The following is a 13,396-nucleotide window of genomic DNA, read 5'->3' on the forward strand; positions in this document are numbered from 1 at the left end:
ATGCCTGACTGTAAGACTTGTACTACAAACAGCGCGTATTCAAACTATTAACAGCGAGCGGCATACAATAACGTCCGTCAGACAGATACTACATAAGCCGTAAATAAAGGGCGAAATCGGAACATTAGAGAGTTAACACTAATTTCACCTTTCTACCTGCACTAAAAACCACTGTTTTTTCGATATTGAGGGGTTCGAAATGGCCATGCTCCCCCCGTCAAGGCGCAATGGCCTCGAAAATCATGTGCACGTTGCCGTGGTAATCACCGGGCTTGTAGCCGCTGTCCGGTTTGACGGCGGCGATTTCCAGCTCGACCCGCTTGCCGGTTTTGCCATCCAGTTTCGATATGACTTCGGTGTTATCCACCGTGAGCCGAGTCCGGTTGAATCGCACCGCCAAGGCGATGTTGTCGCCGTCCCTGCCATTGCTCAGGTAAGGCTCCATGCTCAAACGCGCAGCGATCGCGCCGTTACTGTTGCGGACATCGAAATGTTTGCGCAGAGGACTTAATTCCTCAGCAGTCAGATTCCAGTGCAACGTCTGTTCACGACCGATCCAGCCGGGGTCCACGGGTAGCACATAAAACTCCGCAGTCGGCACGGTGACCGACACAGCAAAGGTCTGGCGCTCGACAATGGCTGGCGCGCTGACACTGGTCAGCGCCCCAAGCGCCATGCCAGTGAGGGTTAACAATCGTTTGATCATGTTGACCTTAGCCTTTGACGGTCAGGCTTTGAGTTTTCGCGCCTTCAGTCATCGTGAAACGATAGTGACGACCCGCCTGCTTTTCGAACTGGAACGTCCGACCGCCGAGGATGTGATGCTTGGTGGTTGGCTGGCATTCCTGCTCGTTGCTCACCGAGCAGTCCTTGAACTCGTCGATCACCACCACGCTGTTGCCGTTGTTTTTAATCCGGTAATGGCTGGTTTCGTTGTCGATCACGCTGTCGAAGCGCGTCTCTTTCGGACGGACGAAAAACACCGTGCCGTAACCGGCGAGCACGTTGACTCCGGCGGACAGACTTTTTTTATAGGTTTCCCGCTCCTCGACGGACACCGCGAACTCGTCCTCTTTTTCCGGCACCACCGGCACATAACGCACACGGAAATAACGTTCGCTTTCGCGCGCGCCCATGAACAGCAAACGCGAGCCCTGCATGCCGTTGGCCGGTACGATCAACCGCGCGGGGCTGGCGATCAGACCGTCGCGGGATGTGCCATCGGACGAGGTCGCCAGTGGCACTTCACGAGCCTTGCCATCGGCGTCGTAGAGGATTTCGAGAATGTTGATCTTGACGAACGCGGTGCTCTCGCCGCCGTTGAATACCCGTTTCAAATAAGAACTTTTGTCGCCATCCAGATAGTCATAAACCACCCCGACATTGATTTGCGGTCCGGCCAGGACGGCGTGAGAAAACAGCGAAAAAGCAAAAACTGTCGACAGACGTTTCATGAAGCACTACCTCGATAATCAAACTCAGACGAATTGGAACAACGAGAACCGGACCTAGACCTCCGAATCCCAGATCACCGTGACATCGCCCGACCAGGTGTTGGAGACGCCGTCGCGCAGCATCGTTTCGACGTGTTCCCGGGCAATTTCAAAGTGCAGGGCTGCCGGTTTTCGATCGAGATAAAATCCGGGCTGAAACAGCTCGGTGCCGCTGCCATCGAGGTGCAAGGGTCGACGATGGACCGCTTGGCCCGCCGCATCGGTCAGGCCATTAGGCAGCGTTACGCTGGTGTTCAACGGGACAAGATCAGGCGAATCGGCGGCGCGCAATGCACAGGTATTGCCAACGGCGTACTGGCATTCGAGCTGCATCTTGAAGCGGCTTGAGGAGGAGACATGAAAGGTCTGATCGCGGAACAGGCGCACCGGTTTACGTCCCTGATTCAGCCAGGCTTGCCAGCCACCCTGGGGGATCAGTTCGATGCGATTCCCGCCCGGCGGGACCTCGACCTTGAGCGAATGCATGACATCCAGAGTGAAATTGAGGGTGATTGCGCTGTCGTTCGGGAGCAGGACGTCGCCCATGTCGAAATCGCCACCCGGACCTGCGGTGTAAGTCAGCGAGCCTTTGTATTCCCCTGATGACATGCCTAGAGGATTGGGCGTCCTGAGTTCATAGACGTATTCGACCGAGGTGTTGAACCAGGGGATATCGACAGAGGGAATCCTGCCACACGCCCCAGCGCCTTCGGGAACCAGCCAGAAGAAGGGCGAAAAATTGACCCCGGCAACCCCGACGTTTACACCTGTACAAGGGGCTGGCGCAGCACGCCATTGACTAAACCAACCAACCCCGGGCCGCGCCCATGCACTGACCCCCGGCGGCCTCGCGATATTCCACGTACCACCAATTCCCGCGACACGCATGTGAACAGTCTCCCGTTCACCCGTTCGAGTATGCACGACCTCCAGCTCGCGCCAACTTGACGGCACACTGAAGGTCGCGCCCGATCTTGGATCGGAGTGGTTGGCAGGAATAGGCTGTGACGAACTGAATCGCAGACCGGGTACTCGCAGACTGAAGATGCCCAGACGCTTGCATTGAGCGGGCATCCAATTGGGGCACACGCCGCTTTGCGGAGTCGTGTTGACAAACTTGTTATCCAACGGATTCGCCGGATCAGGCACGAATTTGGCGCGTATTTCCTGCACCACTGCTTCGGCCGAAGGTGCATGGAGCCCGGCCAGCAAGCCGCCCATCAGGCTGAAGATCGCCACTGTTCTTAACGATAAAGAAAAATTCATAGTCTGCTGTCATCCCGCCTTGTCGGCTTTAGAAGTCGCATCCGCCAACGTCTCCGGCGAACAGCGCAAATCCCCGATCATCAGCACATCGTTTTCACGACGTGCGCTGTCCGGATCGAGACGGAACTGACAAAGCACCTGATTGCCGGAACGCACTAGCAGCGTCGGCGAGCCGGCGTTCATTTCCATCGAGAAAAACCCGTCGACTTCGCTCACGCCACGACTGGCGTGGTTGATGATGTGATGGCCCTTGAGCGGCTTGCCTTGGGGGTCGACGAGGCGCCCAAGCACGGTCACGGTTTTGCTGATGGTGACTTTGCGGTACTCCACGCCGCCCTTGTTCAGGTGATAGCTGGAGCGGGCCGGCTGGATACTGGCGGCGGGCACATGATTGCCCTCGAAATCGAAACTCACCGAACTGCTTTTATAAGCCGTGAGCGGCACGAAATTGCGCCCTGGTCGCAGGACAGCACTGCCGCCGCTCAAATCGTCGGCGCGCAGGGCAAGGCCGTCGATGTCCGATTCCACGTCGATGATCATCCCCGCACCGTCGCGGTGGAATTGGCTGGTCATGATCATTTTTTGCGCGCCGACGGCCACGGTGCTGTCGAGGTTGAGCCCACCGGTCAGATCATTGTTGTAGGAGGAGCGCTGGATAAAGCCGTCACCACTGACCCGATCCGATTGCATTGTCGCCATGGCCGACAAACCGACGCCGTAGGTATCGGTGGTGGCTGTCGCCGAGACACTTTGCAGCAGGTGATCCTGAAGATCCTTGCGATAACTCAGCGAGGCATTGTGGTCGCGGCCGCCCTCGCGGGCGGTGCGCGAACCGAGACTGCCGGACCACTGTTCCCCCGCCCCGCCCAATGCGATGTTGATGCTCAGGTCGACCCCGCGATTGCGCTTGTCACCCGAGCTGAAACTGCCCGGCCGATCGAACAGCGACAACCGCCAGTTGGCATCGCTGCCCAATAGTTGCGTGCGCTGATTCCAGCCCAGGTCCATACCGACGCCTCGGGTATTGCCGTCACTGTGGGACAGCCGGGCGCTGGCCGAGCTTTTGCTGTTGAGTCGATGATTCAACGACAGCGACGAGTGGCTGGTCTGCCCGACGAACACAGCGCGCTGACGCACCCGCGTGCCATCGGGCAGGGTGTCGTAGAGTCGGGTCGTGTCGAGCCAGCTACGGTTGTGGCTGGCGACAATGCTGCCCCCGGCGTAGGAATACAGCCCCTGCAGATCAAGGCCCGTGCCGTGGTCTTCGGTCTGATAGACGTTGGCATAAACGCTGGTGTTGTTGACCACTGCCCAATCGATGGACGCGCCGTATTGCAGGCTGTCGCGCACCTGTCGACCGGTCATGCCGAGGATCACGCGCGGGTGCAGCAAGAAGTTGAACGCCGCGCCGGCAGTCATATCGCCTTCGGCCTGCTCATCCCAATTGCTCAGCAAGCGGGTCTCACGGCCGGCGAACAGGTTGTAGCGCCACGGCTGGTCGTGGTTACGCCAGTTGTTCGGCTTGTACACCAGTTCATGGGTGCTGGAGGTGATCCGGCCGTCCTCGATCAAGCGCACTTCCACTTCATAGATGCCGCCGGGCAGCGGTCGGGTATCGAGGGTCTGCAACCCGGCAGGCACGGCTTGCGTGTTGATCAGCAGACCGTCACGGTAAAACTCCACCGAGCCCTGGCGATTGGCGGTGACGTAGATCGGATAAACCGCCGGTTTCGGATTATTGATCGCCAGGCTGTCAGAGTTGCCATACATGACACCCAACGCCGTATCGGGACTGGCGCCAAATGTTCGCGGCTGCCGGGTCAACCCTTCGGAAGTCGGAGTGAAGTAGCCGAGGCGCAGGAATTGGCCCTGCAATTCACGCTGGGTATGAAGCTCGTGCAACGCGTGGTAGAGCTGGTCGTCCATGCCGCCGTATCGGGACAGTTGCAGGTGGGCGGTTTGGCTCCAGTTGCCCAGGCTGCTGCTGGCTTCCAGGCCATATCGCCCACCGGGCTGCTGATTCCGGCCGCCATTGAGGTTGAGCTGGTTGCGGATGATCAGTCCGCTGCTGCCTGCTTCGGGCAGGTGGTAGTAACGCTGCTCCTGATCGCTGCGCTCGGCACCTTGGGTAAGAATGGAACCCAGGGAGTTTTCAAGGCTGTAATGCACCGCCAGCATTTGGCCGGGGCATTGGCCCTCGCAGCCACCGAGCCTTACACCCTGATTCAAATATTTTGCCCACACTTCGCGTTCGCCGGGCTTGATCCTGCTATCGCTGACATCGGTGAAATCAACGAGGGTGAGGCTATCGTCGCGAGCCAATACAACCATGGCCTCGCCGAGAAATTGTTGGTCAAGTTCCACGCGCACAGCCAACGGCACATCAAAGAAATGTTCTTCGAATTCAGTCGGCAAGCCTTTGGCCTGCGCAAGCAAACTTCGAGGTGTGTGACCGCCGCCCGTTGGCGCGGCCCAGGCATTCACACACAAAAAAAGTGCAAGCGCCGCCGCGATGGGAGTCATCGGGAACATGAACTGATTACTCTGAATATAAATAAAATGAAGCGCCGATCGACGGGCATAAAAGTTACCCGCCGACCGATAACAGTTATCAACCAGGCATAAGCCTTAGTTCGCTAACCTGTTAGGGAGTGACACTGGCCATAGCGTCGAAGATAACGATCGGAGTCGCATTGAACTCACCGTACTGAGTATCGGTTGGCTTGGCGGCAGCAATCACCAGTTCAACCTGTGTGCCGGGCTTGGCCAAGGCTTCAGTGACAACTTCCTGGGACTTTTCGGTCAGTGTCACGCCGTTGAAGGTGTAAGTCAGAGCGATGGTGCTCAAGCCATTGGACAGCGGCTGTGGACCGCCCTCGACGTAGGCCCCCACGCCACCGCTGGTGTGTCGCACATCGTAGGTCGCACGCAGCGGCGACAGTGTCCCTTTCGCCAGGTCGTAGGCCATTTTTTCGTCAACACCGAAGTTCGGGTCCCGTGGCTGAGCATGGAATACCTTGCTTGGAATGGTCGCACTGATGTTGATGGAAGTGCGCGCGTCGTCAGCAGCAAACGCAACGGCAGAACTCAGGGAAAGGACAGCCATTGGAACCGCGAAGGCAATTTTCTTGAACATGCTTACGTACCTGTTATTAGAAATATTAGTGTTGTTAAAAGTTGAAGCAGCAGAAACAATCGAAAACAATCTTAACTTCATGATTGCAAGACAAGAACCATCACCACACTTTCAACGGGGCAGATGATCATTCAAATAAAAATGAAAGTAAGTAGGAAAATTCGACAACGCACGTAGCCCCGAAGAACTGAGCAAAGAAGAAAAACCCAACAAATAAAAAGCAACAATTACACAAAGCGACAAACATATTAAAACATGACAGCAGAAACAATTTAGAGCTAAAGACCCCTTAAACTTTAAACAAACACGAATGATTCAAATAACAGATCAGCCTGATCGAAGATTCAGCATTATCCAACGGACGTCGTGAACGCCGCCCGATGCCGTTCCCGGCAAAACTCTGAATCCCGGACTGCACGCCACTGGTCGGCGGGTCTTGCGCGAGCCATAAGATATATCTTAAGTTGTATCTAAACACGACGAGAGAAAGCAAAAATGAGAGACCATCATTCCCCCCACCGCGAACACGGCGATGGCCGCGACGGCTTCGAAAAACGCCCCGGCCGCGAGCGCGGCGGTCGCGGACCCCGGGTGTTCGCCCCCGGAGACCTGAAATTGCTGCTGCTGGCGCTGATCGCCGAACAGCCGTGCCACGGCTACGACCTGATCCGCCAGATCGAAGGCATGTTCGACGGCGCCTACAGCCCCAGCCCCGGTGTGATCTACCCGACGCTGACCTTCCTGGAAGAAAGCGAAATGATTCAGGGCGACGCTGAAGGCGGGAAAAAACGCTACGCCGTCACCGATGCCGGGCGTCAGTCATTGAGCGAGCAGGCGATTGCCCTTGAAGGTGTGCGGATGCGTATCGACGTCAGCAAGCGCTCGCTGCGCGGTCATGATCGCCCGCCCGAAATCCACGAAGCCGTGCACAACCTGCGGCACGCGCTGCAATTGCACCATGGCCGCTGGAGCGTGGAAGAAATCCAGCGTGTCGCCGCCCTGCTTAACAACACTGCCAAAGCCATCGTTGACGGCCCCGCCGTTCAAACTGCCCAGGAGAACGCCGAATGACTGAAGTGATCCAAACCATTCACCGTGTCATGCACGAGATCAAACGCCGTCGTCTGGAAGTGCTGCGGGTGGTCGACCTGACCCCACGCATGCGTCGGATTACCCTGGGTGGCCCGGAACTGGCCGGTTTTATCAGCCTCGGCACCGACGATCACGTAAAGCTGCTGTTCCCACAGAACGCGGCGGAACACGCGGCGCTGGAAACCCTGGTGCTCGGTGCCGGTAAAGACAACGGCCCGATGCCGGCCATGCGCGATTACACGCCGCGTCGTTACGACCTCGACAGTCTGGAACTGGACATCGACTTCGTGTTGCACGGCGACGGCCCTGCTGCGACCTGGGCCGAGCAGGCTAAACCGGGGCAGTTCCTGCACATTGGCGGGCCACGGGGTTCGATGATCGTGCCGGACATGTTCGACAGCTACCTGCTGATCGGCGACGAAACCGCCCTGCCCGCCATCGCCCGGCGCCTGGAAGGTCTGGCGGCCAACCGGCGCGCGTTGGTGATCGTCGAAGTAGAGAACGGCAAGGAGCAGCAGGTGCTGGAGAGCGCCGCCGAGGTCAATGTGATCTGGGTGCTGCGCGAAGGTGGCAAGGACCATTTGCTGACCACCGTGAAGCAGGTCCAGGTGCCCACGGGCAGTGTGTATGCCTGGGTGGCGACCGAGAGCAAAGTGTCGCGGCAGATCCGTCGGGTGCTGCTGGATGAGCATGGGCTGGACGAGCAATTCGTCAAAGCAGTCGGCTATTGGCGGTTGGATGACTGACCTGTGTAGGAGCCGGCTTGCTGGCGAAGGCGTCCTCATGGGCGATGCAACGCTCACGGACGCTTTCGCTGGCAAGCCAGCTCCTACAATTGATGACGGCGTCGATCCAGCGCAATCACCAACAATGCAATCAGCACAAACCCCACCAACAATCCCCCGGCATTTATAAACACCTGTGGATAACCCAGCTTCTCGACATCAATGAACGGATACGGATACGTCGCCAGCAAATGCCCGCGCAGCAGCGAATAAGCAAAATACACAACCGGGTAAATCACCCACAACGCGATGTGCTTCAGCCGTAACGTGCCCTTGGGCACACAGCACCACCAATAGATCAAAAACAGCAGCGGCATGACGTCATGCATCAGCTCATCGGCCAGCCATTGCCAGCCTTCGGGGTGCCATAAATGGCGCAACAACACGCTGTACGCCAGGCCGACCACGGCGATGCTCACGGCAATTCCACTGCTGACCCACGGCTGCAAAAACCAGCGTCGCGCCGCCGATTCGCGGGACGTCAATTCACAGGTCAGCACGGTCGCCACCAGGGTATTGCTGAGCACGGTGAAGTAGCTGAAGAAGCTCATCAGCCCACCCATCAGACTGGCGGCCAGCGTCCAGCGTGAGTAGAAAATCAGGTACAGCTGAATGCTCAATCCCGCCCAGCCAAGCATCGCCGCCACAGCGACAAAACGACGCCTCGCGGCAGCACCTGGCGTCGTTTGGGTGACCATGTTCAGAGCGGACGCTTGGTGCGCATCAACTTCACGTACAAGCGCTCGACCTTCTCCCGCGCCCACGGGGTTTTGCGCAGGAACGTCAGGCTCGACTTGATGCTCGGGTCACTCTTGAAACAACGGATGTCGATGCGCTCGGCCAGCCCGGACCATTCATAGTGTTCAACCAGGACGTTGAGGATTTGCTCCAGCGTCACGCCGTGCAGCGGGTTGTTGTTCTGTTCGGTCATGCCGTGCCTTTGAGCGAAGTAGGGATTGGAAGCCGCGCACCTTAGCCGAGGGGCTGTTCGGGTGGAAGGGCTCTGTGCGCTATCTTCTAAATGTAGGTGATTCCGTAAAACCTGTAGGAGCGAGCTCGCTCGCGATGGACGCCAATGAAAACGCGTGCCGTCTGGATGAACGCGGTGTTGTGACGTTCTTCGCGAGCGAGCTCGCTCCTACAGGATGACTGTTACGTAATCCGAAACGATGCATGTCAGGAAAAGCCCTTTCTCTATTTGTAACAGGACATTATCCTTACGCCCGCCAAGCTGAAACGCTTCCGCTACCTGCTTCACTCCAGTTCATCCCCCAGAAAAAGATCAAGAATTTCCTCTCTATGCCTTATTTTCAAACTTCGCGAGATAGCGCTGTCTTGCCTGCTATTGCCAGCAGAAAAGCCCTGAACCTGATCGGTGGATTAACCACGTTGGGTTTCGTCACCTGTGCTCAGGCGGCGCCGGCCTTCGATAGCGAGTCGCCGTGGATGCTCGGCGACTGGAACGGCAAGCGCACTGAACTTTCGGAAAAAGGCTACGACTTCAAAGTCGATTACACCGGGGAAATGGGCAGCAATCTGCACGGCGGCTACGACCACGACCGCACTGCCCGCTACAGCGACCAGTTCGGCCTCGGCACGCACCTGGACTTGCAGAAAATCCTCGGTTGGGACGACGCCGAATTTCAGCTGACCATCACCGAACGCAGCGGCAACAACATCAGCAATGACCGGATCAACGATCCGCGCGTTGGCGGCTTCACCTCGGCCCAGGAAGTCTGGGGGCGCGGGCAGACCTGGCGCCTGACGCAGATGTGGTATCAGCAGAAATTCTTCGACCAGAAACTCGACATCAAGGTCGGCCGCTTCGGCGAAGGCGAGGACTTCAACAGCTTCCCCTGCGACTTCCAGAACCTGGCGTTCTGCGGCTCCCAGGTCGGCAACTGGGTCGGTGGCATCTGGTACAACTGGCCGGTCAGCCAGTGGGCGCTGCGGGTCAAATATCACCTGACGCCGGAGTTGTATGCGCAAGTCGGCGCGTATGAGCAGAACCCGTCGAACCTCGATCGCGGCAATGGCTTCAAGCTCAGCGGCAGCGGCACCGAGGGCGCGATCGTGCCGGTGGAACTGGTCTGGACGCCGAAACTCAACGGCCTGCCGGGCGAATACCGCGCCGGTTATTACTACAGCAGCGCCAATGCCACTGACGCTTATAAAGACAGCAACGGCCAGCCCGCGGCGCTGAGTGGCGAGGCGTACCGCAGCGCGTCGAGCAAGCACGGCCTCTGGCTGGGTATTCAGCAGCAAATCACTAGCCGGGCCAGCGACAATTCACGCGGGTTGAGTGTGTTTGCCAACGGCACGATGCACGACAAGAAAACCAACGCCATCGACAACTATGTCCAGGCCGGTGTCGTCTATAAAGGCCTGTTCGACGCCCGCGCCAGGGACGACATCGGTTTCGCCCTCGCCCGGGTTCACGTCAACCCGGCCTACCGCAAAAACGCCGAGGCGACCAATCAGGCCCGAGACGTTTTCGACTACGACGACCCGTCGTTCCTGCCACCGCAGGACACCGAATACAGCGCCGAACTCTATTACGGCGTGCACGTCACGAACTGGCTGACCGTGCGCCCGAACCTGCAATACATCCGCCACCCCGGTGGCGTGGACCAGGTCGATGACGCGCTGATTGGCGGCATCAAGATCCAGTCATCCTTCTAATTAATGGCACAAGCCCCTTGTAGGAGCTGGCTTGCCAGCGAAGGCGATCTATCAGGCGACAATTGCGCCGACTGACACACCGCTTTCGCTGGCAAGCCAGCTCCTACAGGGATTGCGGCGTCCAAATTCATTTATCTGAACCATGCCCGCTCAGGATCATCATCTACAGTGAACTTGCGCGGGACTACTTGAAACGTCACGGAGAACCACACTATGAGCACTGATGGTGCTTTGAGTCGAAGCCGTCTGCTGCCGAGCCTGCTCGGTATCCTGCTTCTGCTAATGGGCCTGGCCATGCTGGCCGGGGGGATCAAGCTGAGCATGCTCGGCGGCTCGCTGTATTACCTGCTGGCCGGTATCGGCCTGGCGCTGACCGGCGCACTGCTGATCGCGGCTCGCCGTGCGGCGCTGGGCCTGTACGCACTGGTGCTGTTTGCCAGTACCGTGTGGGCCCTGTGGGAAGTCGGCCTCGACTGGTGGCAACTGGTGCCGCGCCTGGCGCTGTTGTTTGCGCTGGGCATCGTCATGTTGCTGCCGTGGTTCCGTCGTCCGTTGTTGCTGAGCGGCGCGGCCCCGATGGGCACCGGCGCGCTGAGCGTGGCCGTGGTACTCGCTGGCGTTGCGGCATTGGCCAGCCAGTTCACCAACCCCGGTGAAATCAAAGGCCAACTGGACCGCGACAGCGTCCCGGGCATGACCAACACCGCCCCGGCCATGCCCGACGGTGACTGGAACTCCTACGGCCGCAGCGCCCATGGCGACCGCTACTCGCCACTGGCGCAGATCACGCCACAGAACGTGAACAAGCTGGTGCCGGCCTGGACCTTCCGCACTGGCGACCTGCCAGGGCCGAACGATCCGGGCGAAACCACCGCTGAAAACACCCCGCTGAAAGTCAACGGCATGCTCTACGTCTGCACGCCGCACAGCCAGGTGATTGCCCTGGACCCGGACACCGGCAAGGAAATCTGGCGTTTCGACCCGAAGCTCTCCACGCAAAACGCGGCGAACTTCAAGGGTTGGGCACACATGACCTGCCGTGGCGTGTCGTATCACGATGACGCCGCGTATGCCTCCGAGCAGAGCCCGACCGGCCGCGCCAGCGCGCCCGTCACCCGCGCCTGCCCGCGCCGGACCTCCCCGCCGCCCGCCGCCACCCGCCTGATCGCCCTGAACGCCGACACCGGCAAAATGTGCGAAGACTTCGGCAACGGCGGCCAGGTCGACCTGAGCGCCAACATCGGCGGCTTTACGGCCGGCGGTTACTACTCCACCTCGCCACCGGCAGTCACCAAAGACCTGGTGGTGATTGGCGGTCACGTCACCGATAACGTCTCCACCGACGAGCCAAGCGGCGTCATCCGCGCGTTCGACGTGCACACCGGCAAACTGGTGTGGAACTGGGACAGCGGCAACCCGGACGACACCACGCCGATTGCCGACGGCAAGGTTTACACCCGCAACTCGCCGAACATGTGGTCCATGTTCGCCGTCGACGAAAAACTCGGCATGCTCTACCTACCGATGGGCAACCAGACCCCGGACCAATTCGGTGGTGCGCGCACCCCTGAATCGGAACTGCACGCTGCCGGCCTGACCGCGCTCGACATCGGCACCGGCAAGGCGCGCTGGCACTTCCAGTTCACCCACCATGACCTGTGGGACATGGACGTCGGCGGCCAGCCAACCCTGATGGACCTGAAAACCGCTGAAGGCGTGAAGCCAGCGCTGCTCGCGTCCACCAAGCAAGGCAGCATCTACGTGCTGGACCGCAGCACCGGCAAGGCCATCGTGCCAATCAACGAAGTGCCTGTGCCACAAGGCGCAGTCGAAGGCGATCACACCTCGCCAACCCAACCGAAATCCGACCTCAACCTCATGCCGCCGCCGTTGCAGGAACGCGACATGTGGGGCGTGACCCCGTTCGACCAACTGATCTGCCGGATCGACTTCAAATCCCTGCGCTACGACGGCCCGTTCACCCCGCCATCGCTGCAAGGTTCGATCGTCTACCCAGGCAACTTCGGTGTGTTCGACTGGGGCGGCATCTCGGTCGATCCGGTGCGTCAGATCGCGTTCGTGAACCCGAGCTACATGGCGTTCAAATCAAAACTGATCCCGGCCGCCGAAATCGCCGCCCAAGGCCCGCGCAAAAGCGAAACCGAAGGCGTGCAACCCAACAAAGGCGCGCCGTACGGCGTAGTCCTCGAAGCCCTGCTGTCGCCCATGGGCCTGCCGTGCCAGGCGCCGGCCTGGGGCTACGTGGCGGCCATCGACTTGACCACCGCCAAAACCCTGTGGAAACACAAAAACGGCACCGTACGCGACAGCTCACCGGTCCCGATCCCGTTGAGCATGGGCGTGCCAAGCCTGGGCGGGACCTTCACCACCGCCGGTGGCGTCGGCTTCCTGAGCGGCACCCTCGACCAATACCTGCGCGCCTACGACGTGAAAAACGGCAAGCAGTTGTGGGAAGGCCGCCTGCCAGCAGGCGCGCAAACCACACCGATGACCTACACCGGCAAGGACGGCAAGCAATACGTGCTGGTCGTTGCGGGCGGTCATGGCTCGCTGGGCACCAAGCAGGGTGACTATGTGATTGCTTACAAGTTGTCTGAGTAAGTTTTAGCGGCGGTAAAAGCAAAGGCGACTCCTGTGAGGGGGTCGCCTTTTTTTGTGGATGCACGCCGAACAACTGGCAGATCGCACCATTCCTGTAGGAGCTGGCTTGCCAGCGAAGCATTCGAATACGCCAAGTTTATCCTGATAAAACGCGTCATCGTTGACTACCTTCGCGATCTCCCACATTTGAATACAGTGAATTTCTGAGACAGGAGCGTTTGCATCGACAACCTCCACAGGCGCTAAGTACATGCAGGGACATGCATGCTTGCGTCCAGCGAAAGCGATATAGAGAGCCGTGTCGGGCTTTCCCTGAGTAT

General features: G+C 59.0%; 11 protein-coding genes. 4 read left to right on the plus strand and 7 right to left on the minus strand.

Features of this window, described 5'->3' with window-relative positions:
* Window positions 1–217: 217 nt before the first annotated feature.
* From AEQ67_RS22965 to AEQ67_RS22985, 5 genes are all read right to left on the minus strand, one after another.
* On the minus strand, window positions 218–706 hold the full coding sequence (locus AEQ67_RS22965) for a CS1 type fimbrial major subunit (RefSeq protein ID WP_059406106.1): 489 nt from the start codon (window positions 704–706) through the stop codon (window positions 218–220).
* Between the two features lie 7 nt (window positions 707–713).
* On the minus strand, window positions 714–1,454 hold the full coding sequence (locus AEQ67_RS22970) for a pilus assembly protein (RefSeq protein WP_059406107.1): 741 nt from the start codon (window positions 1,452–1,454) through the stop codon (window positions 714–716).
* A 54-nt stretch (window positions 1,455–1,508) separates the two neighbouring features.
* Window positions 1,509–2,759 (minus strand): hypothetical protein, encoded by a 1,251-nt coding sequence (locus AEQ67_RS22975; RefSeq protein ID WP_059406108.1) that lies wholly within the window; start codon window positions 2,757–2,759, stop codon window positions 1,509–1,511.
* 9 nt (window positions 2,760–2,768) lie between these two features.
* On the minus strand, window positions 2,769–5,291 hold the full coding sequence (locus AEQ67_RS22980) for a CS1-pili formation C-terminal domain-containing protein (protein WP_059406109.1): 2,523 nt from the start codon (window positions 5,289–5,291) through the stop codon (window positions 2,769–2,771).
* A 112-nt stretch (window positions 5,292–5,403) separates the two neighbouring features.
* Window positions 5,404–5,895, minus strand: a complete 492-nt coding sequence (locus AEQ67_RS22985; protein ID WP_059406110.1) for a hypothetical protein — start codon at window positions 5,893–5,895, stop codon at window positions 5,404–5,406.
* 495 nt (window positions 5,896–6,390) lie between these two features.
* On the opposite strand from AEQ67_RS22985, the gene AEQ67_RS22990 reads away from it, so the two are divergent.
* Entirely contained in the window at window positions 6,391–6,966 is a 576-nt protein-coding gene (locus AEQ67_RS22990) for a PadR family transcriptional regulator (RefSeq protein WP_059406111.1), read from the plus strand.
* Window positions 6,963–7,733, plus strand: a complete 771-nt coding sequence (locus tag AEQ67_RS22995) for a siderophore-interacting protein (RefSeq protein WP_059406112.1) — start codon at window positions 6,963–6,965, stop codon at window positions 7,731–7,733. Before AEQ67_RS22990 ends, AEQ67_RS22995 begins: the two co-directional genes overlap by 4 nt.
* An 83-nt stretch (window positions 7,734–7,816) precedes the next feature.
* On the opposite strand, the gene AEQ67_RS23000 is transcribed toward AEQ67_RS22995, so the two are convergent.
* Window positions 7,817–8,470 carry a Pr6Pr family membrane protein gene (locus tag AEQ67_RS23000; RefSeq protein WP_059406113.1) on the minus strand — a complete coding sequence of 218 codons (654 nt, stop codon included), beginning with the start codon at window positions 8,468–8,470 and terminating at the stop codon, window positions 7,817–7,819.
* A 2-nt stretch (window positions 8,471–8,472) separates the two neighbouring features.
* Window positions 8,473–8,703, minus strand: a complete 231-nt coding sequence (locus AEQ67_RS23005; protein ID WP_059406114.1) for a VF530 family DNA-binding protein — start codon at window positions 8,701–8,703, stop codon at window positions 8,473–8,475.
* 368 nt (window positions 8,704–9,071) lie between these two features.
* On the opposite strand from AEQ67_RS23005, the gene AEQ67_RS23010 reads away from it, so the two are divergent.
* The gene (locus tag AEQ67_RS23010; protein WP_059406115.1) at window positions 9,072–10,454 is read left to right on the plus strand and encodes a carbohydrate porin; all 1,383 of its coding nucleotides are present in this window, start codon (window positions 9,072–9,074) and stop codon (window positions 10,452–10,454) included.
* Between the two features lie 213 nt (window positions 10,455–10,667).
* Window positions 10,668–13,076, plus strand: a complete 2,409-nt coding sequence (locus AEQ67_RS23015; RefSeq protein ID WP_059406116.1) for a glucose/quinate/shikimate family membrane-bound PQQ-dependent dehydrogenase — start codon at window positions 10,668–10,670, stop codon at window positions 13,074–13,076.
* The last annotated feature ends 320 nt before the right edge of the window (window positions 13,077–13,396 follow it).

Source organism: Pseudomonas sp. RIT-PI-q (genome assembly GCF_001297125.1).
In the GTDB taxonomy this organism is placed as follows: Bacteria; Pseudomonadota; Gammaproteobacteria; order Pseudomonadales; family Pseudomonadaceae; genus Aquipseudomonas.

Excerpts from the sequence above, each read along its gene's own strand:
- AEQ67_RS22995 (WP_059406112.1), top strand. The coding sequence starts at position 6,963 with ATGACTGAAGTGATCCAAACCATTCACCGTGTCATGCACGAGATCAAA.
- AEQ67_RS23000 (WP_059406113.1), bottom strand. The coding sequence starts at position 8,470 with ATGGTCACCCAAACGACGCCAGGTGCTGCCGCGAGGCGTCGTTTTGTC.
- AEQ67_RS22990 (WP_059406111.1), top strand. The coding sequence starts at position 6,391 with ATGAGAGACCATCATTCCCCCCACCGCGAACACGGCGATGGCCGCGAC.
- AEQ67_RS22970 (WP_059406107.1), bottom strand. The coding sequence starts at position 1,454 with ATGAAACGTCTGTCGACAGTTTTTGCTTTTTCGCTGTTTTCTCACGCC.
- AEQ67_RS23005 (WP_059406114.1), bottom strand. The coding sequence starts at position 8,703 with ATGACCGAACAGAACAACAACCCGCTGCACGGCGTGACGCTGGAGCAA.
- AEQ67_RS22985 (WP_059406110.1), bottom strand. The coding sequence starts at position 5,895 with ATGTTCAAGAAAATTGCCTTCGCGGTTCCAATGGCTGTCCTTTCCCTG.
- AEQ67_RS23015 (WP_059406116.1), top strand. The coding sequence starts at position 10,668 with ATGAGCACTGATGGTGCTTTGAGTCGAAGCCGTCTGCTGCCGAGCCTG.
- AEQ67_RS22965 (WP_059406106.1), bottom strand. The coding sequence starts at position 706 with ATGATCAAACGATTGTTAACCCTCACTGGCATGGCGCTTGGGGCGCTG.
- AEQ67_RS23010 (WP_059406115.1), top strand. The coding sequence starts at position 9,072 with ATGCCTTATTTTCAAACTTCGCGAGATAGCGCTGTCTTGCCTGCTATT.
- AEQ67_RS22980 (WP_059406109.1), bottom strand. The coding sequence starts at position 5,291 with ATGTTCCCGATGACTCCCATCGCGGCGGCGCTTGCACTTTTTTTGTGT.
- AEQ67_RS22975 (WP_059406108.1), bottom strand. The coding sequence starts at position 2,759 with ATGAATTTTTCTTTATCGTTAAGAACAGTGGCGATCTTCAGCCTGATG.